Origin of the sequence: Pseudomonas abieticivorans (assembly GCF_023509015.1) — a bacterium.
GTDB lineage: Bacteria > Pseudomonadota > Gammaproteobacteria > Pseudomonadales > Pseudomonadaceae > Aquipseudomonas > Aquipseudomonas abieticivorans.
Window position 1 is genome coordinate 2,894,014 of the sequence record NZ_CP094975.1, and the last position, 26,057, is coordinate 2,920,070.

Consider the following 26,057-nt stretch of genomic DNA (forward strand, 5'->3'; position numbering starts at 1 on the left):
CCAGTGATAATGCCGCCGCACAGGGCCCCGACATCCAGCATCCGCTACCCATGATCGGGGGTTACGACGCTCGTTTCCTTCTCACGCCAGGCCTGCAGGATGTACACAGCTTCGGGAAAACTAAAATCGAGTGACCTGCTGGAGCAGTATCTGCCTCTGGTGCGACGCCATGCGCTGGACCTGAAAACCCGGGTGCCGGCCAGCGTCGACATGGACGACTTGATCCAGGCGGGCAGCATCGGCCTGCTGGACGCGTTTTCGCGTTATGACGCAGACCAGGGCGCACCCTTTGGCAGTTTCGCTTCCCAGCGTATTCGCGGTGCGATGATCGACGAGTTACGTAGCCGCGACTGGGTGCCCCGCAGCGTCCGGCGCAATGCGCGTGCATTGCAAAGCGTGCTCCGGGAGCTGGAACAGGCGTTGGGACGCCCGCCGCAAGAGCTCGAGATTGCCCAGGGCATGGACATGACGCTGGCCGAGTACCGCCAGTTGTTGCTCGACACCAACGGCTGCCAGATGATGCCGATGGATGACGTGACCGACGACGAGATCGGCGTGCTCAGTAGCAACTACGGGGTGTCGCCTTTTGTCGAGCTGGTGCAGGAGCGTAATCGTGACCAGCTGATGAAAGCCGTGGAGGCCCTGCCCGAGCGAGAGAACCTGCTGCTGGCGCTGTACTACCAGGAAAAGCTCAACTTCAAGGAAATCGGCGCGGTGATCGGCGTCAGTGAGTCGCGCGTGTGCCAGTTGCACAGCCAGGCGGTGGCGCGGCTGCGCGACGCCATGGCCGACTAGCCGGCCAGGGCGATCTCGCGTAGGCAGTGCTTCAACGCCGAACTCGAGATGCCTGCCGTGCGCGGCAGGTATACCACCTCACACAGGGCCTTGAGCCCGTCGAAATGCCCCTGCCAGTCATCCCCCATGCCGAACACCGACACGCCGTGCTCGGTGATGTCGCGGGCTTTCTGTTCCCAACAATGCTCGGGCAACGTCAGGTCGACACACTTGAGCGACTGCACGATGTCGATCCGTTCCTCGAAGCTGATGACCGTCCGCTTGCCTTTTTGCGCATTGAACGCGTCAGTGGAAACCCCGACGATCAAGTAGTCGCCCAGGCTTTTCAGGTTGCGCAGCAGGTTCAGGTGACCAATGTGGAACAGGTCGAAGGTGCCGTAGGTCAGGATGACTTTTTTCATTTAGAGCACGGCGCTGAGTTTGGCGTGGGCGTCCAGCAGCAGGGCGTCGTCGGGCCGGTGCCGCAGTGCATGGCCAGCCACCGCTTGGGCCTTGAGCAGGCTGCCACTGTCGATGTGCGAATAAATCCTGGAGATGGCGTAGCACTCGGTCAGCAGTGAGAAACCGCAGAGGTTTTTCGCGGCGATCACCGTGTCGAAAAACGCATCGGGGGTGCGCCAGTCACCGTACACCGTGGTCAGCCAGGTGTCGGCGGCGGCCAACTGCCAAATGGCTTTACCGCAGGGCGAAGTGCCCTTGTCCAGGGTCAGTTCGGGGTAGCGGGTATGCCGGTGCCACTCGTGGGGCGCGTCCTTGAGCCAGAAGCCGGTATGGGTGACGCCGGTGGCGGCGTCGACGACGAAGCCGGAAAGGTCCAGGGAGATTTTGTAGCGCGGGTGGTAGAACGCCTTGGGGTTGCTCAGCCGATGGGAGCCAACGGGCTCGACCCACCCGTTGCCGAGCAGGCAATGGGTGGCACGGCTCATTTCGCAGTGCGGCAAGCCGAAGTCGATGTCTTTGTCGAACGGCAGCAAGTGACCTTCGCGGGTAAGCCCCAGCAGCGTGCCATAGGCTGCGAAGGCGTGTACACCAGCTTTGGCCAGAGTGGCCAGGGTGCTCCAGAGCAACTGTTCGACTTGCGGCTGGTTGAAGTCCGGGCGCGCCGCGCGCGGGGTTTCACCCATTGGTTTGGCCAGGCGCAGGGCCAGGGCCTGGCGGTAGCAGGTCAGCGCCTCGGGCAAGCGACTCTGATGGTGGCGCACTACTCCCATCACCAGGTGTGCAGCGGTGTTCTGCGGCTCGAGTGCCAAGGCTTGTTGCAGCAGCGGCTCGGCGCGTTCCGGCTCGTTTTGCTGGTTGTAGATCTCGCCCAGTTTGACCAATGCGCCGACCTGTTGGGGGTCCAGTTCCAGGCTGCGCTGGAGCATGCTCACTGCTTCGGCGGTCTGCTTGCGCTTGGCCAGCAACTGGCCGAGGTCGGCATGCAGCCTGGCGTTGCGCGGTGCCAGCGGCAGGGCTTGGCGAAAGCTGTGGATGGCCTCGTCGGTGCGCTTGTGCTTGAGCAAGGTGCGGCCGCTGCTGATGTAGGCGTTGGCCATTTCTTCGTTTCTGTTGCTCCAGGCTTTTCTGGCATTACGAGACATGGGCTGACCCTGTGTGGATGGCTGGGCAGGTGCGCGGCATTACCACGGCGCAGGGCTGTACTGGGCAGTGAGGGTGAACGTGGTGGCCGGGTCCGCGGCTTGGTGCAAGTAATGCCGGGCACTCAGATAGGCGTAGGCCTGGTTGTCGTCGACCGCGGCAATCAGCGGATAGGCCAGGTCGTGCAGGCCATAGGCGCTGTCGAGGATGAACGCCAGTTTCAGGCGGCGCTGCGGCTCCAGTTGCGCAAGGCGTGCGCGGTCGGGGATAAAAAGCGCGTCGGCCGATTGCAGATGGCTGGCACGAGGGTTGTCCAGCTTGAGGCCGGTGGGGAAGTGGCTCAGGTGGCTGGGTTCATGGAAACGGTAGAACGACAGGCCTTGCTCGGCCATGTGTTGGCACAGTTGGGTAAAGTCGGGGCCGCCTTCATGGGTGGCGGCAAAGCTTGTGCGCACCTGTGCCAGTAGCACGTTGCGCATCGCCGCGCGGGCGTGTTGCAGGATCGCCAGGCTGTCGTGACGGTCGTCCAGCACCAGCCAGTCGACACTTTTCAGGCCTTCGATGCGGTCCAGTTGCAGGCTGTTGAGGGTGATGCGTGCCAGTACCTGGGCTGCATTTTGCAAGGGTGTCGGCAACAGCGCGGCAGCTAGCGGCGCCCGGGTGGCGCTCAGTTCCGGGTCCAGGCAGGCGTGCAGGCGCACGGGGTTGCCATCGCCCAGGGTGACTCCGCTGAACAACTGGAATTGCGCGTGGTCGCTGGGTGCGGGCAAACCGTGCAAGCGGCTGGCGGGGTCGAAGGTGATCACGCTCAGGGCGTCCAGCGCCATCAGCGTCTTGAAGTCGGGGCGCCGGGCCAAGGTGGCGCCGTTGTCGATGGCAATGACCCGGCCCTTGAAGTTCCATCTGAAGGGTGCCGAAGCCGGGCCATTGTGGTCTGGGAGTGTTGTCGCCGTCATGTCGAGTTCTGATCCCCTAAATGGCTGAATGGAACAGACCCCGCGCGGGGCCCGTTCCAGCAATCGCCAGGCGGTTTGCTTATTGCAGCAGGGACAGCATTTGCTGAGGCGTGGAGTTGGCCTGGGCCAATACCGAGGTACCGGCTTGCTGCAGGATCTGTGCGCTGGTCATGGCCGAGACTTCAGTGGCGTAGTCCACGTCCTGGATGCCAGAACGGGCGGACGTGAGGTTGGTTTCGGTGGTGGAGATGTTGGAGATCGCCGAGTCGAATCGGTTTTGCACCGCACCCAGGTCCGAACGCATGGAGTCCACGGTGTTCAGGGCCGCGTCCAGGGTGGTCAGGGTGTTGGTGGATTTCTGGGTCACCTCGTTGTCGGTATCCACGCTGACGGTAACGGTCGAGCCGCTGCTGTCGACGGTTGCGGCGTAGTAAGTGGCGGTCGAGCCGCTGCCGACTTGCAAGAAGTAGTCGCCATCTTCGTCTTGTACCAGGGTGCCCTGGGTGCTGCCGCTGCCGTAGCTGATCGAGGTACCCGATGCGTCAGTGATGGTGACGTTGGTGCTGGACAGGGTCACGGTCGAACCGTCGTCGTTCTCAACGGTAGTAGCCGCAGTGGTCGAACCGTCGTAGCCGTTGACGTTGAAGCTGCTCAGGCCCAGGGTCGAACTGTTGATTTCGCTCAGTTTGATGTCGATGGTTTCGCCATCGTTGGCGCCGACCTGGATGGTGATGGTCTGGTCGGAGTCCAGTACGCTCACGCCGTTGAATGCGGTTTGCGAAGAGATACGATCGATCTCGTCCAGGCGCTGGGTAATTTCGTCCTGGATCGATTGCAGGTCGGACTGCGAGTTGGTGCCGTTGGCAGCCTGTACCGACAGCTCACGGATACGCTGCAAGTTGTCGTTCACTTCGTCCAGCGCGCCTTCTGTGGTCTGCGCCAAGGAGATACCGTCGCTGGCGTTGCTGCTGGCCTGGTCCAGGCCAGTGATTTGCGAGGTCATGCGGTTGGCAATAGCTTCACCGGCGGCATCGTCCGAGGCGCTGTTGATTTTCAGGCCCGAGGACAGTCGCTCGATGGAGGTGCTCAGGGAGCTTTCCGAAGAACTGAGGTTCTTTTGCGCGATCATCGATGTGATGTTGGTATTGATAACGGACATGCTGCACTTCCTTCTCTTGAGTGGCCGTAACTGCAGGGGGCTGTAGGAGTGGGCCTTTGCCTGCGGCTTTACGGCGAAGATCGGCAACGCGTTGGCGAGCTTTAAGATCGACACCGAATTTTTTTTCGCGGCCAACGTAGGGTCGATTTCGATAGGGAAAGGCCCTGTGTTGGGCGATTTGAATCAGGCGCGGGCGCGCTATAAAACCGCGATACCATTCTCGGAGCCCGCCATGAACCCCTCGACCCTGATCGGCATGCTTGCCGGCTTGACCTTGCTGGCTGTATTGCTGGTGTTCAGCGCGCAACAGCCTTCGCTGTTCATCGACCTGCCGAGCCTGGGCATCGTGGTCATCGGCACCTTTGCCGCTACCTGCCTGAGCTACCCCCTAAGCGAGGTGCGCCGTGTGCTGGGCCTGTTCGCCAGGGTGATGCGCAACGAACGCCTGTACACCCAGGAAGATATCGGCGAACTGGTTGCCATGGCCCGCCTGTGGCTGGACGAGGACTTGCGGGCGGTGGAGCAGGCGCTGGACAAGGTCAAGAACCCGTTTTTGCGCACCGGCGTGCAACTGGTGATCGACAAGACCCCAGAGGGCGAAATCCTCGAAGTGTTGCAATGGCGCATCCAACGCATGCGGGCCAAGGAGCGCGCCGAGGCGCAGATGTTCCGGGTGATGGCCAGCTATGCGCCGGCGTTCGGCATGCTCGGCACGCTGGTTGGCCTGGTGAACCTGATGCTGGTTTTGGGCGATGGCGACATGGGGACTATCGGCCGGCAGATGTCGGTTGGGCTGATGACCACCCTGTATGGCGTGCTACTTGCCAATCTGGTGCTCAAACCGGTGGCGGTAAAGTTGGAGCGGCGCACCGAGCAGCGAGTGATGCTGATGAACATGGTGCTGCAGGGGGTCTCGATGATGTCCAACAAGCGCAGCCCTGGGCTGATTCGCGAGACCTTGAATTCATTCGTGGCCCACTATCACGATGAGATTCGCGAGTGGCGGCGCGCCGATCCGCGCGTGGGTGAAGGGGCATGAACCGTCTATCCGGCATGCCGGGGGAGGCGCCGGACGATGACAGCTGGATGATGACTTACCTGGACATGATGACCCTGCTGCTGGTGGTCACCATGGCCATGCTCGCCATGACTGGCAAGCTGCAGGCGGCCAAACCCTCGGCGGCGATCCCCATGCCGTTCCTGGTGCAGGGTATGTTGCCCCATGGGCTAGCGCTGCTGGGCCGGCCCTTGCCGCCCCCGCCCGTGGCCGTGCCGCCCGCAGCGCCGGTCGAGCCGGCACCGCCGACCACTGCAGAGCTGCTCAAGGGCATGGGGCTGGACGCGTTGGGCAAGGACATCGAGGTGGTCAATAACCGCGGCGCCCTGAGCTTTCGCTTGAGCAGTGAGTTTTTGTTTGGCTCCGCGCAAAGCGATCTCAGCCCTGAAGGCGTGGCTGCATTGCAGCAGTTGGTGGCGGTACTGGGGCGCAACGATCATCAGGTGCTGGTGGAAGGGCACACCGATTCCGAGCAGATGCACAGCCTGCGGTACCCGTCGAACTGGGAGTTGTCCAGCGCCAGGGCGGCGAACGTGGTGCGTTATCTGCAGAATAACGGCGTGCAGGGGGAGCGATTGCAAGCCATTGGCTACGGCGATACGCGACCGCTGGCAGACAACGGCAGCCCGGACGGGCGTGCGCGCAACCGTCGGGTAGAGATCGTGCTGCAGTCTGAACCTGGATGAAATGTGCTGTGCTTTTCGCGGATGCATCCGCTCCTAGGGGCAGTGCAATCTGTAGGAGCGGATTGATCCGCGAAAAGGGCGCCGCACCACTCAGGCACACCGCCGCGCGCAATGTCAGTGGCCGTGGCTGCGCCCTACATGCGAATGCTCCGTTTCTGGTGCTGTTACCGCCCCATTCACTTCCAATCGCTGCAATATCCCGCACTGATCGTTGACGCTCACCGAGCTGCAGCGCTGGCGTAACTCCAGCAGTTGGGTTTGCAGGGCGATCAGCCCGTCGATCCGCGCCTTCACGTGGTGAATGTGCTCATCGATCAGCGTGTTCACGCTTTCACATTGATCTTGCGGGCTGTCGCGCAGGTTGAGCAGGCTGCGGATTTCTTCCAGGGTCATGTCCAGGGTGCGGCAGTTGCGGATGAAGGTCAGCCGCTCCACGTGGGCCTGGGTATACAGGCGATAGTTGCCATCGCTGCGGGCGGGTGACGGCAGCAGGTTTTCTTTCTCGTAGTAGCGAATGGTCTCGACCTGGCAGTCGGTGGCTTTGGCCAGTTCTCCGATTTTCATGGTGACGTGCTCGCTGAAGGGGCTTGACCCTATAGTGGCTACAGGGTGTTCACTTGGCAACAGGCACCTTCAGGGATCTGACCAATGAGCCACCCCACTTCCAGTCACAAGCACGACCATGACCATCATGATCATGCCGGGCATGACCACAAAGAGCATGCTCATCATGAGCACGCCGACAGCTGCTGTTCGACGGCTGCTGCGACGCTGATCCAACTGACCGACAAGCCCAGTGCCGACGCCCAGGTCAGCCGCTTTCGTATCGAGCAGATGGACTGCCCCACCGAACAGACACTGATCCAAAACAAGTTGGCCAAGCTTGCGGGTGTGCAGCAGTTGGAGTTCAACCTGATCAACCGGGTGCTCGAAGTGCGCCATGCCTTGCCCGGTACCGAGCCGATTACCGAGGCAATCGCCTCCTTGGGCATGACTGCCGAACCCATTGTCGACGGCACCGGGCCTGCCCAAACGCTGCCAGCGCCGAACAAGCCCTGGTGGCCGCTGGCGTTGTCTGGTGTTGCGGCACTTGCAGCCGAGGTGATCCATTTCACCGGCGCAGCGCCGACCTGGGTAGTGGCGGTGGTGGCCTTGGTCGCGATCTTCAGTGGCGGCCTGGGTACCTACAAAAAGGGCTGGATCGCCCTGAAAAACCGCAACCTGAACATCAATGCGCTGATGAGCATCGCCGTGACCGGTGCGGTGCTGATCGGCCAGTGGCCGGAAGCGGCCATGGTGATGTTCCTGTTTACCATTGCGGAATTGATTGAAGCCAAGTCTTTGAGCCGCGCGCGCAACGCCATTGGTGGCCTGATGCAATTGACCCCGGACATGGCCACCGTGCGCCAGGCCGATGGCCGTTGGCAGGACACTGAAGCCAAAGCGGTTGAAGTGGGGATGGTCGTACGGGTCAAGCCTGGCGAGCGGATTGCCCTGGACGGTGAAGTGGTGAGTGGCCAGAGCAGCGTCGACCAGGCCTCGATCACCGGTGAAAGCCTGCCGGTGGAGAAGGGCGTGGGCGACAAGGTGTTCGCCGGCACGCTTAACCAGGCAGGTGCCCTGGAGTTCAAGGTGACGGCCGCCGCCAACCAATCGACCCTGGCGCGCATTATCCACGCCGTGGAACAGGCCCAAGGCGCTCGTGCGCCGACCCAGCGCTTTGTGGATAACTTCTCGCGCATCTACACCCCCGCCGTCTTTGCATTCGCCTTGGCCGTGGCCATCATTCCACCGCTGGTGGCTGGCGGCTTGTGGTTCGACTGGATCTACCGCGCCCTGGTACTGCTGGTGGTCGCGTGCCCCTGCGCGCTGGTGATCTCCACGCCGGTGACCATCGTCAGCGGCCTGGCTGCCGCGGCGCGCAAGGGCATCCTGGTCAAGGGCGGGGTGTTCCTGGAGAACGGCTACAAGCTTGATGTGCTGGCCTTGGACAAAACGGGCACCATCACCCACGGCAAGCCGGTGCAGACCGATTTCGTCGCGCTGGACCCACTGTTCGCCGAGAAGGGCCCGATCATCGCTGGCAGCCTGGGCGGCCGCTCCGATCACCCGGTTTCGTTGGCAATTGCGCTGCAGACCGAAGCGCGCCTGGAGGTCGGTGAGTTTGCGGCCCTGCCAGGCCGCGGCGTGCGCGGCGAAGTGGACGGTGAGCTGTACCACTTGGGCAACCATCGCCTGGTGGAAGAGCTGGGCCTGTGCTCGCCGGAATTGGAAGCGCAGCTTGATGTGCTGGAGCGCCAGGGCAAGACCGTGGTTCTGCTGCTCGACAAATCCGGACCGCTGGCCCTGTTTGCCGTGGCCGATACCGTGAAGGAAACCAGCCAGCAGGCCATCGAGCAACTTCACGCGCTGGGTATCAAGACCCTGATGTTGACCGGCGACAACCCCCACACCGCCCAGGCCATCGCCGCCCAGGTGGGCATCGATCGCGCCGAAGGCAACCTGTTGCCGGAAGACAAGCTTAGCGCCATCGAAAGCCTCTACGCTCAAGGCCACCGGGTGGGCATGGTGGGTGATGGCATTAACGACGCCCCGGCACTGGCCCGCGCCGAGCTGGGCTTTGCCATGGCCGCTGCCGGTACCGACACCGCCATCGAGACCGCGGACGTGGCATTGATGGATGATGACTTGCGCAAAATCCCGGCGTTCGTCAGGCTTTCGCGCCAGACCCGGGCCATCCTGACCCAGAACATCGTGTTGGCACTGGCGATCAAGGCGGTGTTCCTGGCCATTACCTTCGCCGGCATGGCAACCATGTGGATGGCGGTATTCGCGGACATGGGCGTCAGCCTGTTGGTAGTCTTCAACGGGTTGCGCCTACTGAGAAAATAGAGGATGTGATGCTGAGCGCCGAGTTGAAAGCCTTCTACATGGTTGCCCGCCTGGGCAGCATCACCCTGGCGGCGAAAAAGCTCGGGCTCAGCCAGCCCACGGTGACCACACAGGTACGCCAGCTGGAAAGCCAGTACGCGGTGGAGCTGTTCTACCGCGGCGGCCGGCGGTTGACCTTGAGTGATGACGGCGTGCGGTTGCTGCCAATGGTCAAGGCTTTGCTGCAGCAGGAAGCCGACATCGAGTTCTTCTTACGTAACTGCGGGCAGGTACAGGGCGCCTTGCGCATCGCGGCCACGGCGCCGTACTACATCCTTGACCTGGTGAAGATCTTTCGCGAGCGCCTGCCGCAGGTGGAGGTGTCGATGGAAATCGGCAACTCCCAGCAGGTACTGGAAATGCTCGAGGATTATCGCGTCGACATCGCCGCCTCCTCGCAGTTGCTGGAAGACAACCGCCTGATCCGCCGCATACTGGGCACCGACCCGCTGGTGCTGGCGGTGCACCGTACCCATCCCTTGGCCGTGCACAGCCACGTGCACCTGGGCGCGCTGGCCGGGCAATGCCTGCTGGTGCGCGAACAGGGCTCCAGCACCCGCAGCCTCACCGAGGAGTGGCTTGGGCAAGAGGGCGTCAAGCTCGGCTCGCTGTTGGAGATCGGCAGCCGTGAGTCGATTCGCGAAGGGGTGCTGCGCAATATCGGCGTGAGCATCATCGCCCGCCATGAAGTGCCGCATAACCCCGAGTTGCGCGTGCTGACGGTGGAGGGCGCGCCGCAGATGCATGAGTATCTGTATTGCCTGAAAGAGCGGCGTCAGGCGCGGCTGCCGGCGGCGTTTTTGGGGTTGGCGCAGGAGGTGCTCCCCTCACCCCAGCCCTCTCCCCGTGGGACAGGGCTGGGGTGAGGGCCAAAGGCCACACAAAAATCTGCCTATACCACTATCACCCGCTTTTGCCTCGTTGCCACATCCCCTTCGCATTGCGTCCCTAGCATGGCTCTCATCTGCTTGATGAGGTCCGCCCATGAACACTTCAGCTACCCCTGGCGCACGCATGACCGTGCGCGGCATCCATAAGCGCTTTGGTGCTTTCACTGCACTCAACGAGGTGTCGTTGGACGTCGCTGCCGGCGAGTTGGTGTGCCTGCTGGGCCCGTCGGGTTGCGGCAAGACCACCTTGCTGCGCTGCATCGCCGGCCTGGAGCGCCAAGACCGCGGCGAGCTGTTCATCGGCAGCCGGGATATCTCGCAGCTGCCACCCCAGGCACGGGACTACGGCATTCTGTTCCAGTCCTACGCGCTGTTTCCCAACCTCAGCGTCGAAGCCAACATCGCCTACGGGCTGACCAACAGCAGCCGTGAGGAGGCGCGCCGCCGCGTCGGCGACATGCTGGAACTGGTGGGGCTGTTGGGCAGCGAGAAAAAATTCCCTGGCCAGCTGTCCGGCGGCCAGCAGCAGCGCGTGGCGTTGGCCCGCGCCTTGGCCCCGGCACCTTCGCTGTTGCTGCTGGATGAGCCGATGTCGGCCCTGGATGCCCGGGTACGCGAGCACCTGTGCGCCGAGCTGCGCCAGTTGCAGCGCCAGTTGGGCATTACCACCTTGATGGTCACCCACAACCAGGATGAGGCCATGTTGATGGCCGACCGCATCGCGGTGATGAACAACGGCCAGGTGGAACAGTACGCCACTGCCCAGGAAATCTATGATCGGCCGGCCACGCCGTTCGTCGCCGAGTTTGTCGGCCAGGGCAACTGGCTGCCGTTCCAGCGCAGCAGCGCCAGCCACGCCAAAGTGGGCGAGATGAGCATGCGCCTGGCCCCGGATGCGCACACGGCCAGCAGCGGGCGCTTGTTCTGCCGGCCCGAGGCGATCAGCGTCAACCCACCGGTGCACGAAGAGAATTTGTTCCCGGCGCGGGTGCGCGAGATCACCTTTTTGGGCAACCGTTGCCGCATGAGTTTCGAATTCAACCAGTTGCCGGGGCATGCCCTGACCGCCGAAGTGGCGCCTGAATCGATGCCGCGCCTGGGCAGCCCGGATATCTGGGTGGCACTGCCGCCCAGCAGCCTTCAGGTGTTTGCCTGAGATGGGCGCGCAAATCAGCATGCCGCTGGCGCACAAGGCCAGCGCCCCAAGCGCATCGGCGCCATTGGCCGACCGGTTGTTTGTGGTGGGCGGCAAACTGTTGTTGCTGGCGCTGCTGACGTTGGCGGTATTGTTGCCGCTGTTGGCGATCTTCTGGCGCGGCTTCAGCCCGCAGGATGGCGGTGGCCTGGCGGCCGCACGGGACCTGGTGGCCAGCGAGAATTTCCATTGGCTGTTGAGCAACAGCCTGAAGGTATCGGCCAGTGTCGCGGCCATCGTCGTGCCTGTCGCCTACCTGTTCGCTTACGCGCTGCAACGCACGCTGATCCCGGCCAAGCCGATCTGGCGCGGTATTTCGTTGCTGCCGCTGTTGGCACCGTCGATGCTGCCGGGTATTGCCCTGGTCTATCTGTTCGGCAACCAGGGCCTGCTGCGCGGGCTAGTGGCGGAAAACATCTACGGCTTCTGGGGCATTGTCCTGGGCGAGGCCATTTATACCTTCCCCCACGCACTGATGATTCTGCTGTCGGCCTTGTCGCTAGCGGATGCGCGGCTGTTCGATGCCGCCTCCAGCATGGGCGCCTCGCCGTGGCGCGCCTACCGCAGCATCACTTGGCCGGCGACCCGGCAGGCGGTGTTCGCCGCGTTCTGCCTGGTGTTCACCCTGACCATCACCGACTTTGGCGTGCCCGTGGTGGTGGGGGGCGACTATCAAGTGCTGGCCCTGGAAGCCTACAAGGCCGTGGTTGGCCAGCAACAGTTCGGTCGCGGTGCGCTGATTGGCATGGTGCTGCTGGTGCCGGCGCTGTTCAGCTTCGCCGTGGACGCCTGGCTGCGCCGTCGCCATGGCGACGCCATGAGTGGCCGCGCCCAAGTGTTCCGCCCGCAGCCCTCAAGGTTGCGCGACCGTTGCTACCTGGCATTGGTGTTGCTGGTGTGCGCGGTGTTGCTGCTGGTGGTGGGCATGGCGGTGTACTCATCGCTGGTCAAATTCTGGCCGTATAACCTGTCGCTGTCACTGGTGCACTACCAGTTCAACACCACGGCCGGGGGCGGCTGGCTGGCCTACGGCAACAGTATCCGCCTGGCAGTGGGCACGGCGCTGATCGGCAGCGTGGTGATCTTCACCGGTGCCTACTTGATGGAGAAGACTGCCGGCATGCGCTCGCTGAATCTTGTGTTGCGCATGCTCAGCTTCGTGCCGATGGCGGTGCCGGGCTTGGTATTGGGCTTGGGTTACGTGTTTTTCTTCAACTTGGGCGGCAACCCGCTGCATGTGTTCTACGGCACCATGACTTTGCTGGTGGTGTGCACCATTGCGCATTACCTGACCACCGCGCAAATGACCGCGACCACTGCGCTGCGCCAACTGGACAGCGAGTTCGAAGCCGCTGCGTTGTCGCTCAAGGCGCCGCTTTACCGGCATTACCTGCGGGTCACCGTGCCGATCTGCCTGCCGGCGCTGCTGGACATCATCCGCTACCTGTTTGTGTCGGCGATGACCACGGTGTCGGCGGCCATCTTCCTCTACAGCCCCGACACCCTCCTGGCCGCCGTCGCCGTGTTGAACATGGACGACGCCGGCAACGTCGGCGGCGCCGCCGCCATGTCGACCCTGATCTTGCTGACCTCTGCAGCCGTATCCCTATTGCTGGCCTGGGCATCGCGCGGTTTGTTGCGCCGTTCCCAAGCCTGGCGCCAAGCCACCACCACTCACTGACCCAGGAACCGCATCATGCTCAAGCCCCTCGCTCTTGCCGCTGCTGTCATCGCCGCCTTCAGTGTGCAGGCCAACGCCGCCAGTACCCAGTTGACCGTCTACACCGCCCTGGAACCCGAGCAATTGACGGTCTACAAGGACGCATTCGAAAAGGCCAACCCCGACATCGAGATCAAGTGGGTGCGTGACTCCACCGGTATCGTCACCGCCAAGCTGCTGGCCGAGAAAGACCGCCCGCAGGCTGACGCCGTATGGGGCCTGGCGGCTTCCAGCCTGGCGATCCTCGACCAGCAGGGTATGTTGGCCGCCTACGCGCCGAAAGACCTGGCGAAGATCGGCGAACATTATCGCGACCCAGCCAACCCGCCGATGTGGGTGGGCATGGACGTGTGGGCCGCGACCATTTGCTTCAACACCGTGGAAGCCGAGAAGCAGGGCCTGAGCAAACCAGTGAGCTGGCAGGACCTGACCAAGCCTGAATATAAGGGCAAGATCGTGATGCCTAACCCGGCCTCATCGGGCACCGGCTTCCTGGACGTGAGTGCTTGGCTGCAGACCTACGGCGAGAAGCAGGGCTGGGCCTACATGGACGGCCTGCACCAGAACATCGGCCAGTATGTTCACTCCGGCTCCAAGCCTTGCAAACTGGCAGCCTCCGGGGAGTTCCCGATCGGTATTTCCTTCGAGTACCCGGCCGTGCAGCTCAAGCGCCAGGGCGCACCGCTGGACATCATCCTGCCCAAGGAAGGCCTGGGCTGGGAGATCGAAGCCACCGCGGTGATCAAGGGCACCCCCCATGAAGAAGCGGCGAAAAAACTCGCGGACTTCTCCGCCAGCCCCGAGGCAATGAACCTGTACAAGGAAAACTTCGCCGTGCTTGCCCAGCCGGGCATTGCCAAGCCGCAGACCGAATTGCCGGCGGATTACGAGCAGCGGTTGATCAAGAACGACTTCGCCTGGGCCTCGAAAAACCGCGACAGCATCCTCACCGAGTGGCGCAAGCGGTATGACGGCAAGTCGGAAAAGGTCGCGCAGAAGTAAGGAGCCCAGTCATGACCCAAATGCTAATCGTCGGTGCCGGTATCCTCGGCCTTTCCCACGCCTTCGCCGCTGCCCGGCGAGGGCTCAAGGTGCGGGTATTCGAGCGTACCGCAACACCGCTGGGCGCTTCGGTGCGCAATTTCGGCCAGGCCTTGGTCACCGGGCAACCGCCCGGTGAAATGCTCGAGCTGGCCAAGGCCAGCCGGGCGATCTGGGGCCATTGGGCACAGCAGGCGGGGTTCTCGCTCAAGCGCAATGGCTCGCTATTGTTCGCCCGTGATGAACTGGAAGAGCAGCTATTACAGGCGTTTTGCCAAGGGCGGGCTTTAGAGCAGGGCTACAACGTCGAACTTCTGCGCGGCGCGGCCTTGAACGACTTGTACGGGGGCCGCTTCAGTCATCATCGGGCGGCTTTGCTAGGCCATGATGATCAGCAGGTGTATTCCCGCGAGGCGTTGCCGGCATTGGTCCAATTCCTGAGTCGTGAAATGGGCGTTGAGTTTCATTTCAGCACCCTGGTGCGCGACGTGGAGCCCGGTCGCCTGCACAGCACCGCCGGTACGTTCACGGCCGAGCACATCGTGGTGTGCAGCGGGCATGACTACCAGACGCTGCTGGCCGAACCCTTCGCTGCGCTGAACCCGCAGGTGTGCCGCCTGCAAATGCTGCGCGCGCGCCCTGAGTTCGATCTGGACTTGCAGCAGGCGATCCTCACGGGCCTCAGTTGCGTGCACTACGGTGCCTTCGCCGGCTTGCCGGAAACCGCAGCGCTGGCGGCGCATATCGAAACCCACAGCCCGCACTTGCAGCAACAGGGTATTCACTTGCTGATCAGCCCCACGCCTTACGGCGAACTGATCATCGGTGACTCCCATGACTATGGGCGAGACGCCTCACCGTTCAATGCCGAGCAAGTCGATGACTGGATGATCGAGTTGGCCGAAGACACGCTCGGTGGCAAACTCAAGGTACTGGAGCGCTGGCAGGGTGTTTATGGGGCGCGGGGTGCCCAGCCATTTTCATTGCTGCGCATTGCGCCGGGGCTAAGCTCGGCGTTGATGCACACTGGCGTTGGCATGAGCGTGGGGCCGGCCCTGGCCGAGCGCAATGTGGCCAAGCTGTTGGGGGAGGGGGTATGAAAGAAGTCGATCAGGTTCTCGATGAAGTTTTCGGCTTGTATCAGCTACACGGTAGCGATGATTACATCGGCGAACCCGTCTCGCAGTTGGAGCACATGTCCCAGGCGGCTGAGCTGGCCATGGCCGAGGGCTGCGACGATGAAGTGGTGCTGGCGGCATTCTTCCACGACATCGGGCATCTGTGCGGCGGTGCGCAGGGCGACATGGGCGGTTATGGCGCGGTCAGCCACGAGCGCATCGGCGCCGATTACCTGCGCCGCGCAGGCTTCAGCGAACGCCTGGTGCGCTTGGTGGAGTATCACGTGCAAGCCAAGCGCTACCTGACTTTGAAGCGGCCTTGCTACTACCAGCGGCTGAGCGAGGCCAGCCGGCGCACCCTGGAATATCAGGGCGGCGTGATGACCCTGGAGCAAGCGCATCAGTTCGAACACGACCCGCTATGCGCCATCAGCCTGCGTCTGCGCCAATGGGATGAGGCGGCCAAGCGCGAGCAAGTGCCGGTCATCGACCTCGCGCTGTTGCGTAACAAGGCCGCGCGCTTGCTAGAGCTGGCTGCTGAGTAGGTCGATCTGCTCCTGGCGCTCGGCCTGGCTCAAGCGGGCGCCCGGGTTTAGCGATGACCACTGCGGATGTGCCCTGGCCTTGCCGAGGGCCTCGGGCAGCTTGCCTTCGCGCCAGGTTTTGTCTTGAGGGGGCGCTACCTCTATGCGGCCCATGGCGGCATGGCCCCGGCTGTTCAGCGCTTGCAGCAATTGGCGCTGACGCAGGGCCAGCAGGCGCAACACGTTGTCGTCCACGGTCAGTTCGCGCTGGCCCTTGAGCTTGCCCAACAGCCGCCCGCCGTAACCGCGTGCGGTTTGCAGGGCGCCGCCGGCGATGGCGCCGGCCAATGCGGCCAAGCCCAGGGTCAGGCCGCCCACCAGCAGGTCCACGCCCGCGCCCGCCGCCGCCCCGGCGGCGATACCACTGCCCACGCGAACGCCTAACTGCTTGAGGGTTTCGGGGTTGAACAGGTCGTCGCCCCAGCGCCCGTCCAGCAAAGGCAGGTCACTGGCGGCGGCGTCCTGCACGCGAAAAGCGTAGAGCCGCAGCAGCGCCTCGACACAGCGCTGCTCGCGCTGGCGAATGCTTTCGCGCAACTCGCCAATGGCTTTTTCCACCGCCGCGGGTGCACTGGGCACACTGCGCCGGCAGGCTGCGCAGTCGATCAACAGCTCGGCGATCAGGCGCACCGCGCTGTGTTCGCGGGCAATGCGTTGCTGCTGTTGGTCATCGATCAGCCGCTGCAAGGCGTCACGCGAATGCTCCAGCAGCAGCGCCAGGCTTTCGTACAGGCGCCGTTCGCCGTCTTCTGGCGGGGCCACGCTGTCAAAGCGCACCAGCGCGTGCAAGCCCAGCCGCGCCAGGGCCTCGCGCCATTCGCCTTCACGGTGCTCGGCGCTGCTGACGAAGTTGAGCACCGGCAACAGCGGCTTGCCACACCCGGCCAAAACCTCCAGTTCGTCGCGGTACTTGGCCAATACCGGCTCGCGGGCGTCGATCACATACAACCCGGCATCGCAGGCCAGCAGTTGGCGCAGCACCTTGGCTTCTTGTTCGAAACGCTGGCGCGCTTCGCTGCCTTGCAGAAAGCGTTCGGTACGGGCCGGGCCGTCGAGGCGTTCGCCCGGGCGATCCAGGCGCTCCAGAAAGTCGAGCAGGGCGATGGCGTCTTCTAGGCCCGGAGTGTCATAGAGCTCTAGCAGCGGTTGGCCGTCCACTGACAGCCGCGCGCCTTCCACGTGGCGGGTGGTGCTGGGGCGGTGGGACACTTCGCCAAAGCCGACATCGCGGGTGAGGGTGCGTAACAGCGAGGTTTTGCCGACGTTGGTGTGGCCGACCACGGCGAGCTTCAGCGGTTTACTCATCACCGGTCTCCAGCCAATTGAGCGGTGGGTGGTCGCTGTGCAGTAACTGCAGGTCGGCCAGGGCGCCGTGCCAGTCGCTCAAGCGGTCTGCGTCCAGGGTTTGGCCGGGCGGCGCGGGCAGCAGCCAGACGCGGGTGGCGTTGGCGCAGCGGGCCAACTCGGCGATCAACGCCAGGCTGCCACGGTCGGGCGAGCGCCGCGGGTCGCAGGCGATGGCCAGGCGCGCGGGCGGGTAGCGGGTTAGCTGGTCGAGCAGGCGCTGGCGGGACTCGCGGCTGTCGAGGATGCCAGCGTCTTTCACCGTGGCTGGCAGGGAGGGTGGCCAGGTGCGTTGGCTGTCCAGTTCGATGCCGACCAGCAGGGCCCCTTCGCTGCCGTTGATGGCGCTGGGTGGATCGATGTGATGAAGCTGCTCGGGCGCGGCGTCGCTGATCCCCAGGCGTTCGCTGCTGGGCATCAGCCGTTCGCGCAATTGGCTATAGCCTGGCAGCTTGAGGTCCAGGGCCAACTTCGCTTTGCCCCGTTGCCAGCGCCACAGGCACAGCCCGGCCAACAGCAGCCGCGGCACGATGCCAAACACCAGCAACACGCCTACCAGCCAGCCGGCCCAGGCCTGCCGGGCGCTGTCCAAGGCCAAGGCAGCATCGCCACTGGCGCGGATCATGGTTTCGTCCGGCACCGTGAAGCCCAGCGCGTGGGGCAGGGTGCCCAGTGCCTGGGTCAGCGCGACAAAGGTGTCGGCGCTGAGGATGGTGGTTTCCCACACAAACCCATAACGCCGTGTGGCCAACAGCAACAGCATCAACACCAACGCACTGGTCAGCGCCAACAGCCACAGGCCGTTGACCAGCATGCCCAAGGCCCAGCGGTTCAGCCGCTGGCGTTGCAGCAGCAACACCAGCGCCGGGCCAAGGTGACTGGCCTTGGCATCGCGCGCCAGTTTCTCGCTCAGCCAAAACCATAAACGGCCGAGGCTGGCGCTGTGCTCGCCGGCAAACAGCAGGCCGCTCAACCAGCCCAGCAACATAAGCAGGTTCAGCCCCAGCAGGCTGCCCAAGGCCCAGAACACATTTACCGGCAACAGGCCGTTGCCCAACGCGGCGAACGCCAGGCCACAGCCGCTGGCAATGACCACGACCGCCAGCACCAGCAGTGCCAGCTTCGCACCCTGCTTCCAGTGCTTGAGGGCGGTGACCAGGCCATCGCGCTCGGCCAGCCACAGCGCACGGTTCTCGATGCGCAGGGTCAGCTCGCCAGAGCTGGTGCGAGCGTTGCGGTTGGCTTCCTGGTCTTCCAGGGGGCCGGCCTGCTCTTCGCGCAGGCGGATGGCTTCGGTAAGCCAGAGTCTATCCAGGGTGGTCAGTGGCACTCGGCAATCCAGTCAACAAGTCTGTGCCAAGGATAACCCTTGCAAAGACTCTCGGGGGCGTGCGCGGTTAAAAGTCGACCGTCGCTTCCAGGCTGGTGCTGCGTGGCTCGCCGACGATGACCCGCAGGTTGCCGGCACTTGAGCTGTAATACTCGCGGTTGAACAGGTTCTTCACGTTGAGCTTGAGCTGGGTGTGGTTGCCGAACAGCTTGTTGTCCCAGGCGATAAAACTGTCGGCCACGGTGTAGGCCGGCATGTAGAAGCTGTTTTCCGGGTCTCCGGCACGCTCGCTGACGTAGCGGGCGCCGCCGCCGACGCGAAACTCCCCCGGCAGCGGTTGCAGTTGCAGAGTGTGGCTCAGGTAGAGGCCGGCCATGTTCTTGGGGGCGTTCACTAGTTGGTTGCCGACGTTGGCGGGGTTGATGTTGTCTTCGGTGATTTCGGTCTTGTCATAGCTCAGGTTGGCGGTGATGTCCCAGGTCGGCGCGATTTCGCCATTGAGTTCCAACTCTATGCCGCGCGAGCGGGCCTTGGGAATCGGCCGGGTGACGCCGTTGATGAAGATCGACATGTCCTGCTCGTCGATCTGGTACAGCGCCAGGGTCGCCACCAGGCGCGGGCTGATGGCCCATTTGCTGCCCACTTCATAGCTGCGGCCCAGCTCTGGCGAGGCGACATTGCCCTCGTCATCGACGCTGTCGGACGGCGTGAAGGAGCGGCTGTAGTTACCATACAGCGACACATCCTCGGTCAGCTTGTAGACCAGCCCCAGCTGCGGCAAAAACTTGTTGTCGGAGGTGTCCAGCGTGGTCGTTGGCGTGACGTATCCGTTGGAGTTGGTTTGCTGGTAATGCTGCCAGCGCGCGCCCACCACGGCGATCCAGCGATCGGTCAGGTGGATGCTGTCCTTGAAGTACAGCGAGTTGTTTTCGATCTCGGTGGCCAGGTTGCTCAGGCTGTCGCTGTAGGTGCTGGCGCTGAGGACCGGTTCGGTGCCGTACACCGGGCTGTACATGTTGAAGGTGGACGTGGTCTTGCCCCGGTAGGAATAAGCCTTGTAGGTACGGTTACGCTCCCAGTCGGTGCCGACCAGCACGTCATGTTGCAGGCCCAGCCATTGCGGGCTGCCGATCCAGTCCCAGGCGGCGTAGTCGGTCTGGTTATTGAAGCCGCGGTTGGCATCGGCACGGCGGGTCACGGCGCCGGTGGTGGTATTGATGGCCGTGGCGCGGACTTCGTTGCTGTCGTATTTGCGCTGGTTCCAGGCGTAGGTCAGGCGCGAAGTCCAGGTGTCGTCGACCTGGTATTCACCGCTCAGGTTCAGGGTTTTGGTTTTGCCCCAGGCGTGGTTGGCATAGTCGTCCAGGCGCCGGTTGTAGGGGATGTCCACCGCTTTGCCATTGATGAATGCTGTGCCGCGGTCGTAGGGGATGTCGTACTTGAGCTCTTCGTAGCTGGCGGTGACCTTGGCCCGGTCGCCTGTCCACGTCAGCGACGGGGCAACCAGGGTGTGGGAGTCCACGCCAAAGTTGCGCCAGTAATCCTCGTGTTGGCGCTCGGCAATCAGGCGGAACGCAAAGCCGGTGTCGCCCAGTGGGCCGGTGATGTCCACCGTGCCGGCGCCGCCGCCAAAGCTGCTGCTGCGCAGGCTGATCTCGCGCTGCCACTGGTACTGGGGCTTTTTGCTGATCACGTTGATCACCCCGCCAGGGTTGAGAATGCCATACAGCAACGAGGCCGAGCCCTTGAGCACTTCGACGCTGTCGGTGGTTGCGTCGAAATTCAGGCCCTGGCTGCTGCGCACGCCGTCGCGCAAAATCGAGCCGTCGCTGTTGGCGCCGAAACCGCGCTTAACGAAACCGTCTTCGGTGCCGCCCAGGGTGTTGCCTTGGGTCACGCCGCTGACGAACTTCATGGCGTCGTCCAGCGAGGTAACCGCGTAGTCCTTGATCACCTGCTGGCTGACCACGCTGACCGATTGCGGCTGTTCTGACAGCGGCGCGGCGCCCTTCAGGGTGGTGGCGACTTCGGGGGGTTGGTAGCCGTCCTCGGTCACTGGCAGGGCGGCCTGAACGCTGGTGGCCTCCAGGTTGATGGTGCCCGTGTCGGCCCAGGCCGGCGTCAGCAGCATTGCGGCGATTGCGCTCAATGCCAGGCGTGGAACGGGGGAACGGGGCACTCGTGTCATGCTGGATTTCCGTGTCGTTATTGGGTGCGAATGAATCGCATTCCATAACTACACGGGCGCCAACGGATTTACCTCATGCGCGGATACAAAATAGTTTCGCGTCGGCACCCTCTGGTATTCTTCGGCCCATGAAAAAAACACGCCCCCTCAGCCTGATCGCAGCCCTTGGTGAAAACCGTGTGATCGGCGTCGACAACAGCATGCCCTGGCACTTGCCGGGGGATTTCAAATACTTCAAGGCCACCACGCTCGGCAAGCCGATCATCATGGGCCGCAAGACCTGGGATTCGCTGGGCCGGCCTTTGCCGGGCCGCTTGAATATCGTGGTCAGCCGCCAGGCCAGCCTGCAGTTGGAAGGTGCCGAGGTGTATCCGTCGCTGGAGGCCGCAGTCGAGCGTGCAGACGCCTGGGCTCAGGAGCAAGGCGTGGATGAGTTGATGCTGATTGGCGGCGCGCAGCTTTACGAATTGGGCTTGGCGCAGGCCGATCGGCTATACCTGACCCGCGTGGCTCTGAGCCCAGCGGGGGATGCGTGGTTTCCGGCGTTCGACGAGGCCCAATGGGCGCTGGTTTCGAACACCGAGAACCCGGCGGTAGATGGCGCGCCGGCGTACAACTTCGAGGTGTGGGAGCGGGCTTGAAGCTTCGCCGATGAATCCGCTCTGTATGAGCGAATTCATCCGCGAAAAGCGCGCCGCCGTATCAAGCCTGTGCAAGCTCCGCATGCTCATCGGCCTTGAGCAGCGCCTGATCGGTTTGCCCCATGATCTGGCTGGTGATGGTGCCCGCCGTCATCGAACCGCTCACGTTCAGCGCCGTGCGCCCCATGTCGATCAATGGCTCGACGGAAATCAGCAGCGCCACCAACGACACCGGCAAGCCCATGGCGGGCAGCACGATCAGCGCGGCAAACGTTGCGCCGCCGCCGACACCGGCCACGCCAGCCGAACTCAGGGTAACGATGGCTACAAGGGTGGCGATCCACAGCGGGTCCAGCGGGTTGATGCCCACGGTGGGCGCAACCATCACCGCCAGCATGGCCGGGTATAAGCCGGCGCAGCCGTTCTGGCCGATGGTGGCGCCAAACGAGGCGGCAAAGCTGGCGATGGACTGCGGGATACCCAGGCGGCGCGTTTGTGCCTCGATGCTCAGTGGGATCGCGGCGGCGCTGGAACGGCTGGTAAAGGCGAAAGTCAGCACCGGCCAGACCTTGCGCAGGTAGCGCAGCGGATGCACCCCGGCCAGGGCCAGCAGCAGGCCGTGCACGGCAAACATCAGCGCCAGGCCGAGGTAGCTCACCACCACGAAGCTGCCCAACTTGATGATGTCCGCCAGGTTGGAGCCGGCCACTACCTTGGTCATCAACGCCAGCACACCGTAGGGCGTGAGCTTCATCACCAGGCGTACCAGGCGCATCACCCAGGCTTGCAGAGTGTCGATGGCGTTGATCACTTTTTGACCTTTTTCAACATCATCCTTGAGCAACTGCAACGCCGCCACGCCCAGGAACGCGGCGAAAATCACCACGCTGATGATCGACGTGGGCTTGGCCCGCGCCAGGTCACCCACCGGGTTCTGCGGGATGAATGACAGCAGCAATTGCGGGATATTCAGCTCCGCCACCTTGCCGGCGTAATCACTCTGGATGGTTTGCATGCGCGCCAGTTCCTGGGTACCGGCCACCAGGCCTTCGGCAGTCAGGCCGAACAGGTTGGTCAGGCCGATGCCGATCAAGGCGGCGATCATAGTAGTGAACAACAGCGTGCCGATGGTCAGGAAGCTGATCTTGCCCAGGGACGAGGCGTTGTGCAGCCGCGCCACGGCGCTGAGGATCGAGGCAAAGATCAGCGGCATCACGATCATCTGCAACAACTGCACGTAACCGTTGCCAACCAGGTCGAGCCAACCGATGGTCGATTTCAGTACCGGGCTGCCGTCACCGTAGACGGTATGCAGGCCAGCGCCGAAGAGCACGCCCAGCACCAGGCCGAGCAACACCTTCTTCGCCAGGCTCCAGGCGCTGCGACGGGTTTGCGCCAGGGCCAGCAGCAACGCCGCGAACACCAGCAAGTTGAGGAACAAGGGCAGATTCATTGAAGCTCCAGGACAATTCGAATGCGTGGCACCTCTGTGGGCGCTGGCTAACCGTCAATCCTAACACCCTGAATTCATTGGAGATTAGAACGAGATGGAATGAAATAGGTCGTTTCTGGAATAAGCCGCTGACGTTTCTGGAAATGCAGGTGGCGTTTTCTGAACGTGGCCGGTCGTGCTCAGGCGGGAGTTGTCACAAGGGTTTGCTAGTTTCACGGCACCATTCTAGGAGTAATGCCGATGAAGTTCGCGCCGAAACTGATTGCCGCCGCCTTGGCCGTTGCGCTCGCCAGCCCCGTGTTCGCCACCGAGCTCAAGCACTGGCCTGCCGATGCCGCCAAACAACTGGACGCCATGATCGCCGCCAATGCCAACAAGGGCAATTTCGCGGTATTCGACATGGACAACACCAGTTACCGCTATGACCTGGAAGAGTCGCTGCTGCCCTTTTTGGAAAACAAGGGCGTGCTGACCCGTGAAAAGCTTGATCCATCGCTCAAGTTGATCCCTTTCAAAGACACCGCCGACCATAAAGAAAGCCTGTTCAGCTACTACTATCGGCTGTGCGAAATCGACGACATGGTCTGCTACCCCTGGGTAGCCCAGGTGTTTTCCGGCTTCACCCTCAAGCAGCTCAAGGGCTACGTGGATGAGTTGATGGCTTCCGGCAAGCCGGTGCCGAGTACTTATTACGAAGGCGACGTGGTGAAAACCATCAACGTCGAACCGCCGAAAGTCTTTACCGGCCAAGCCGAATTATTTAACAAGCTGATGGAAAACGGCATCGAGGTCTACGTGATGACCGCCGCATCGGAAGAGCTGGTGCGCATGGTCGCGGCCGATCCCAAGTATGGCTACAACGTAAAACCACAGAATGTGATTGGCGTGACCACGCTGCTCAAAGACCCCAAGACCGGTGCACTGACCACCGCGCGCAAGCAGATTGCCGAAGGCAAGTACGACGAGAAAGCCAACTTGGGGATGGAACTGACGCCCTACCTGTGGACCCCGGCCACCTGGATGGCAGGCAAGCAGGCGGCGATCCTGACCTATATCGACCAGTGGAAAAAACCGGTGATCGTCGGTGGCGATACGCCTAGCAGCGACGGCTACATGCTGTTCCACAGCGTTGACGTGGCCAAGGGCGGCGTGCACTTGTGGGTGAACCGCAAGGCCAAGTACATGGATCAGTTGAACGGCATGATCAAGAACAATGCCGAGGCGCAGGCCAAGGAAGGGTTGCCGGTGACGGCGGACAAGAACTGGGTGATTGTGAAGCCTGAAGAGATTCAATAACCGGCAATAACATGACCGGTAGGAGCGGATTCATCCGCGAAGCAGGCGGCGCGTTCTTGCCTGAACCACTGCGGCGATCGTTTCGCGGATAAATCCGCTACAGGAGCGAATCTATCCGCGAAACAGGCGCTGGGATCAGATCCCGTCCAGCATCGCCTTGTTACGCACTGCACCCTTGTCGGCACTGGTGGCCAGCAGGGCATAGGCCTTCAGGGCGGTGGTCACCTTACGTGGCCGCACTTCAACTGGCTTCCAGCCTTTCTTGTCTTGCTCGGCGCGACGTGCCGCCAGTTCTTCGTCGCTGACCAACAGGTTGATCGAACGGTTCGGAATGTCGATCAGCACTTTGTCGCCATCTTGCACCAGGCCGATCGCGCCGCCTGCGGCAGCTTCCGGCGAAGCGTGGCCGATGGACAGGCCCGAGGTGCCGCCCGAGAAACGACCGTCGGTGAGCAGGGCGCAGGCCTTGCCCAGGCCCTTGGACTTCAGGTACGAGGTGGGGTAGAGCATCTCTTGCATGCCCGGGCCGCCTTTCGGGCCTTCGTAGCGGATGATCACGATGTCGCCGGCCTTCACTTCGTCGGCGAGGATGCCGCGTACCGCGCTGTCCTGGCTTTCGAAGATTTTGGCGTTGCCTTCGAACACATGGATCGATTCGTCGACGCCGGCGGTTTTCACCACGCAGCCGTCCAGGGCGATGTTGCCGTACAGCACGGCCAGGCCGCCTTCTTGCGAGTAAGCGTGTTCGACACTGCGGATGCAGCCGTTTTCACGGTCATCGTCCAGTGTTTCCCAGCGCGTCGACTGGCTGAAAGCGGTTTGCGTCGGGATGCCTGCGGGGCCGGCCTTGAAGAAGTGGTGCACCGCTTCGTCGTCGGTCTGGGTGATGTCCCACTTGGCGATGCCTTCGGCCATGCTTTTGCTGTGCACGGTAGGCAGCTCTGTGTGCAACAAGCCGCCACGGGCCAGGGAGCCGAGGATGCTGAAGATGCCGCCGGCGCGGTGCACGTCTTCCATGTGGTACTTCTGGATATTCGGCGCAACCTTGCACAGTTGCGGCACGTGACGGGACAGGCGGTCGATGTCGCGCAGGTCGAAATCGATCTCGGCCTCCTGGGCGGCGGCCAGCAAGTGCAGGATGGTGTTGGTGGACCCGCCCATGGCGATGTCCAGGGTCATGGCGTTCTCGAACGCCTTGAAGTTGGCGATGTTACGCGGCAGCACGGAGTCGTCGTTGTCGCCGTAGTAGCGCTGGCACAGGTCGACGATGGTACGGCCGGCCTGCAGGAACAGCTGTTCGCGGTCGCTGTGGGTAGCCAGGGTGGAACCGTTGCCCGGCAATGCCAGGCCCAGGGCTTCTACCAGGCAGTTCATGGAGTTGGCGGTGAACATGCCCGAGCATGAACCGCACGTTGGGCAGGCGCTGCGCTCGTATTCAGCGACTTTCTCGTCAGAAGCGCTGGAATCGGCGGCGATCACCATGGCGTCGACCAGGTCCAGGCCGTGGCTGGCCAGTTTGGTCTTGCCGGCTTCCATCGGGCCGCCGGACACGAAGATCACCGGGATGTTCAGGCGCAAGGCGGCCATCAGCATGCCGGGGGTGATCTTGTCGCAGTTGGAAATGCACACGATGGCGTCGGCGCAGTGGGCGTTGACCATGTACTCCACGGAGTCGGCGATGATCTCGCGGCTCGGCAGCGAGTACAGCATGCCGTCGTGGCCCATGGCGATGCCGTCGTCGACGGCAATGGTGTTGAACTCTTTAGCCACGCCACCGGCGCGTTCGATCTCGCGGGCGACCAGTTGCCCCAGGTCTTTAAGGTGCACGTGGCCCGGTACGAACTGGGTGAACGAGTTGGCAATGGCGATGATCGGCTTTTTGAAGTCGGCATCTTTCATCCCCGTGGCGCGCCACAGGGCACGTGCGCCGGCCATGTTGCGGCCATGGGTGGACGTTTTCGAACGGTAATCAGGCATGGAGCACTCCGGGCGGCTAATCAGGTAACAAAGTGGGAGTGAGCTTCTCGTGTCCTTGGTGCGCTCGGCAGGTGGCCGAATGCACGGATGAGGTCGGTGACGCCACGGGATCGCC

Annotated in this window: 22 protein-coding genes; 12 read left to right on the forward strand and 10 right to left on the reverse strand. The window is 62.9% G+C overall.

What is annotated here, in order from left to right:
• Window positions 1–99 precede the first annotated feature (99 nt).
• Window positions 100–795: an RNA polymerase sigma factor FliA gene (locus tag L9B60_RS13110; RefSeq protein WP_249679232.1), complete on the forward strand. Its 696-nt coding sequence runs from the start codon at window positions 100–102 to the stop codon at window positions 793–795.
• Here L9B60_RS13110 and L9B60_RS13115 read toward each other — a convergent pair.
• From L9B60_RS13115 to L9B60_RS13130, 4 genes are all read right to left on the reverse strand, one after another.
• Window positions 792–1,196 (reverse strand): adenylyltransferase/cytidyltransferase family protein, encoded by a 405-nt coding sequence (locus L9B60_RS13115; protein ID WP_249679233.1) that lies wholly within the window; start codon window positions 1,194–1,196, stop codon window positions 792–794. The two genes, L9B60_RS13110 and L9B60_RS13115, sit on opposite strands and share 4 nt — an antisense overlap.
• Entirely contained in the window at window positions 1,197–2,378 is a 1,182-nt protein-coding gene (locus L9B60_RS13120) for a tetratricopeptide repeat protein (protein WP_249679234.1), read from the reverse strand. It abuts the gene before it with no gap.
• 39 nt (window positions 2,379–2,417) lie between these two features.
• Window positions 2,418–3,332 (reverse strand): hypothetical protein, encoded by a 915-nt coding sequence (locus tag L9B60_RS13125; protein WP_249679235.1) that lies wholly within the window; start codon window positions 3,330–3,332, stop codon window positions 2,418–2,420.
• Window positions 3,333–3,411: 79 nt separating this feature from the next.
• On the reverse strand, window positions 3,412–4,491 hold the full coding sequence (locus tag L9B60_RS13130) for a FliC/FljB family flagellin (RefSeq protein ID WP_249679236.1): 1,080 nt from the start codon (window positions 4,489–4,491) through the stop codon (window positions 3,412–3,414).
• A 232-nt stretch (window positions 4,492–4,723) separates the two neighbouring features.
• On the opposite strand from L9B60_RS13130, the gene L9B60_RS13135 reads away from it, so the two are divergent.
• Window positions 4,724–5,530, forward strand: a complete 807-nt coding sequence (locus L9B60_RS13135; protein WP_249679237.1) for a motility protein A — start codon at window positions 4,724–4,726, stop codon at window positions 5,528–5,530.
• Window positions 5,527–6,234: an OmpA/MotB family protein gene (locus L9B60_RS13140; RefSeq protein WP_249679238.1), complete on the forward strand. Its 708-nt coding sequence runs from the start codon at window positions 5,527–5,529 to the stop codon at window positions 6,232–6,234. Before L9B60_RS13135 ends, L9B60_RS13140 begins: the two co-directional genes overlap by 4 nt.
• Before the next feature lie 114 nt (window positions 6,235–6,348).
• Here L9B60_RS13140 and cadR read toward each other — a convergent pair whose 3' ends face one another.
• A complete protein-coding gene (gene cadR / locus L9B60_RS13145) occupies window positions 6,349–6,798 on the reverse strand; it encodes a Cd(II)/Pb(II)-responsive transcriptional regulator (protein WP_249679239.1) in 450 nt (149 codons plus the stop codon).
• Between the two features lie 84 nt (window positions 6,799–6,882).
• Between cadR and L9B60_RS13150 the strand changes: the two genes are divergently transcribed.
• The 7 genes from L9B60_RS13150 to L9B60_RS13180 all read left to right on the forward strand — a co-directional run bounded on the left by L9B60_RS13150 (window position 6,883) and on the right by L9B60_RS13180 (window position 15,674).
• Window positions 6,883–9,126 (forward strand): heavy metal translocating P-type ATPase, encoded by a 2,244-nt coding sequence (locus L9B60_RS13150; protein ID WP_249679240.1) that lies wholly within the window; start codon window positions 6,883–6,885, stop codon window positions 9,124–9,126.
• An 8-nt stretch (window positions 9,127–9,134) separates the two neighbouring features.
• Window positions 9,135–10,031 carry a LysR family transcriptional regulator gene (locus L9B60_RS13155; protein ID WP_249679241.1) on the forward strand — a complete coding sequence of 299 codons (897 nt, stop codon included), beginning with the start codon at window positions 9,135–9,137 and terminating at the stop codon, window positions 10,029–10,031.
• A gap of 118 nt (window positions 10,032–10,149) precedes the next feature.
• The gene (locus L9B60_RS13160) at window positions 10,150–11,211 is read left to right on the forward strand and encodes a putative 2-aminoethylphosphonate ABC transporter ATP-binding protein (RefSeq protein WP_249679242.1); all 1,062 of its coding nucleotides are present in this window, start codon (window positions 10,150–10,152) and stop codon (window positions 11,209–11,211) included.
• A 1-nt stretch (window position 11,212) separates the two neighbouring features.
• Window positions 11,213–12,931, forward strand: a complete 1,719-nt coding sequence (locus tag L9B60_RS13165) for a putative 2-aminoethylphosphonate ABC transporter permease subunit (protein WP_249679243.1) — start codon at window positions 11,213–11,215, stop codon at window positions 12,929–12,931.
• 15 nt (window positions 12,932–12,946) lie between these two features.
• Window positions 12,947–13,972 (forward strand): putative 2-aminoethylphosphonate ABC transporter substrate-binding protein, encoded by a 1,026-nt coding sequence (locus tag L9B60_RS13170; protein WP_249679244.1) that lies wholly within the window; start codon window positions 12,947–12,949, stop codon window positions 13,970–13,972.
• Between the two features lie 11 nt (window positions 13,973–13,983).
• Window positions 13,984–15,111: a TIGR03364 family FAD-dependent oxidoreductase gene (locus tag L9B60_RS13175; RefSeq protein ID WP_249679245.1), complete on the forward strand. Its 1,128-nt coding sequence runs from the start codon at window positions 13,984–13,986 to the stop codon at window positions 15,109–15,111.
• Entirely contained in the window at window positions 15,108–15,674 is a 567-nt protein-coding gene (locus L9B60_RS13180; RefSeq protein ID WP_249679246.1) for a phosphonate degradation HD-domain oxygenase, read from the forward strand. Before L9B60_RS13175 ends, L9B60_RS13180 begins: the two co-directional genes overlap by 4 nt.
• Here the strand turns inward: L9B60_RS13180 and L9B60_RS13185 are convergent.
• The 3 genes from L9B60_RS13185 to L9B60_RS13195 form a co-directional block, all read right to left on the reverse strand.
• Window positions 15,654–17,018, reverse strand: coding sequence for a GTPase/DUF3482 domain-containing protein (locus L9B60_RS13185; protein ID WP_249679247.1), 1,365 nt, complete (start codon window positions 17,016–17,018; stop codon window positions 15,654–15,656). The two genes, L9B60_RS13180 and L9B60_RS13185, sit on opposite strands and share 21 nt — an antisense overlap.
• Window positions 17,011–18,381 (reverse strand): DUF2868 domain-containing protein, encoded by a 1,371-nt coding sequence (locus L9B60_RS13190; RefSeq protein WP_249679734.1) that lies wholly within the window; start codon window positions 18,379–18,381, stop codon window positions 17,011–17,013. The genes L9B60_RS13185 and L9B60_RS13190 overlap by 8 nt, the downstream gene beginning before the upstream one ends.
• Before the next feature lie 73 nt (window positions 18,382–18,454).
• Entirely contained in the window at window positions 18,455–20,575 is a 2,121-nt protein-coding gene (locus L9B60_RS13195; protein ID WP_249679248.1) for a TonB-dependent siderophore receptor, read from the reverse strand.
• Window positions 20,576–20,703: 128 nt separating this feature from the next.
• Between L9B60_RS13195 and L9B60_RS13200 the strand changes: the two genes are divergently transcribed.
• On the forward strand, window positions 20,704–21,216 hold the full coding sequence (locus L9B60_RS13200) for a dihydrofolate reductase (RefSeq protein ID WP_249679249.1): 513 nt from the start codon (window positions 20,704–20,706) through the stop codon (window positions 21,214–21,216).
• Window positions 21,217–21,277: 61 nt separating this feature from the next.
• On the opposite strand, the gene L9B60_RS13205 is transcribed toward L9B60_RS13200, so the two are convergent.
• Window positions 21,278–22,669 carry an L-cystine transporter gene (locus tag L9B60_RS13205; RefSeq protein ID WP_249679250.1) on the reverse strand — a complete coding sequence of 464 codons (1,392 nt, stop codon included), beginning with the start codon at window positions 22,667–22,669 and terminating at the stop codon, window positions 21,278–21,280.
• A gap of 240 nt (window positions 22,670–22,909) precedes the next feature.
• Here L9B60_RS13205 and L9B60_RS13210 point away from each other — a divergent pair, with 240 nt between their 5' ends.
• Window positions 22,910–23,965 carry an HAD family hydrolase gene (locus L9B60_RS13210; protein WP_249679251.1) on the forward strand — a complete coding sequence of 352 codons (1,056 nt, stop codon included), beginning with the start codon at window positions 22,910–22,912 and terminating at the stop codon, window positions 23,963–23,965.
• A 135-nt stretch (window positions 23,966–24,100) separates the two neighbouring features.
• Here L9B60_RS13210 and ilvD read toward each other — a convergent pair whose 3' ends face one another.
• The gene (gene ilvD, locus L9B60_RS13215; RefSeq protein WP_249679252.1) at window positions 24,101–25,942 is read right to left on the reverse strand and encodes a dihydroxy-acid dehydratase; all 1,842 of its coding nucleotides are present in this window, start codon (window positions 25,940–25,942) and stop codon (window positions 24,101–24,103) included.
• Window positions 25,943–26,057: the final 115 nt, after the last annotated feature.

Coding starts and splice junctions, on each gene's coding strand:
- L9B60_RS13110 (WP_249679232.1), top strand. CDS start 100: ATGTACACAGCTTCGGGAAAACTAAAATCGAGTGACCTGCTGGAGCAG.
- L9B60_RS13115 (WP_249679233.1), bottom strand. CDS start 1,196: ATGAAAAAAGTCATCCTGACCTACGGCACCTTCGACCTGTTCCACATT.
- L9B60_RS13120 (WP_249679234.1), bottom strand. CDS start 2,378: ATGTCTCGTAATGCCAGAAAAGCCTGGAGCAACAGAAACGAAGAAATG.
- L9B60_RS13125 (WP_249679235.1), bottom strand. CDS start 3,332: ATGACGGCGACAACACTCCCAGACCACAATGGCCCGGCTTCGGCACCC.
- L9B60_RS13130 (WP_249679236.1), bottom strand. CDS start 4,491: ATGTCCGTTATCAATACCAACATCACATCGATGATCGCGCAAAAGAAC.
- L9B60_RS13135 (WP_249679237.1), top strand. CDS start 4,724: ATGAACCCCTCGACCCTGATCGGCATGCTTGCCGGCTTGACCTTGCTG.
- L9B60_RS13140 (WP_249679238.1), top strand. CDS start 5,527: ATGAACCGTCTATCCGGCATGCCGGGGGAGGCGCCGGACGATGACAGC.
- cadR (WP_249679239.1), bottom strand. CDS start 6,798: ATGAAAATCGGAGAACTGGCCAAAGCCACCGACTGCCAGGTCGAGACC.
- L9B60_RS13150 (WP_249679240.1), top strand. CDS start 6,883: ATGAGCCACCCCACTTCCAGTCACAAGCACGACCATGACCATCATGAT.
- L9B60_RS13155 (WP_249679241.1), top strand. CDS start 9,135: ATGCTGAGCGCCGAGTTGAAAGCCTTCTACATGGTTGCCCGCCTGGGC.
- L9B60_RS13160 (WP_249679242.1), top strand. CDS start 10,150: ATGAACACTTCAGCTACCCCTGGCGCACGCATGACCGTGCGCGGCATC.
- L9B60_RS13165 (WP_249679243.1), top strand. CDS start 11,213: ATGGGCGCGCAAATCAGCATGCCGCTGGCGCACAAGGCCAGCGCCCCA.
- L9B60_RS13170 (WP_249679244.1), top strand. CDS start 12,947: ATGCTCAAGCCCCTCGCTCTTGCCGCTGCTGTCATCGCCGCCTTCAGT.
- L9B60_RS13175 (WP_249679245.1), top strand. CDS start 13,984: ATGACCCAAATGCTAATCGTCGGTGCCGGTATCCTCGGCCTTTCCCAC.
- L9B60_RS13180 (WP_249679246.1), top strand. CDS start 15,108: ATGAAAGAAGTCGATCAGGTTCTCGATGAAGTTTTCGGCTTGTATCAG.
- L9B60_RS13185 (WP_249679247.1), bottom strand. CDS start 17,018: ATGAGTAAACCGCTGAAGCTCGCCGTGGTCGGCCACACCAACGTCGGC.
- L9B60_RS13195 (WP_249679248.1), bottom strand. CDS start 20,575: ATGACACGAGTGCCCCGTTCCCCCGTTCCACGCCTGGCATTGAGCGCA.
- L9B60_RS13200 (WP_249679249.1), top strand. CDS start 20,704: ATGAAAAAAACACGCCCCCTCAGCCTGATCGCAGCCCTTGGTGAAAAC.
- L9B60_RS13205 (WP_249679250.1), bottom strand. CDS start 22,669: ATGAATCTGCCCTTGTTCCTCAACTTGCTGGTGTTCGCGGCGTTGCTG.
- L9B60_RS13210 (WP_249679251.1), top strand. CDS start 22,910: ATGAAGTTCGCGCCGAAACTGATTGCCGCCGCCTTGGCCGTTGCGCTC.
- ilvD (WP_249679252.1), bottom strand. CDS start 25,942: ATGCCTGATTACCGTTCGAAAACGTCCACCCATGGCCGCAACATGGCC.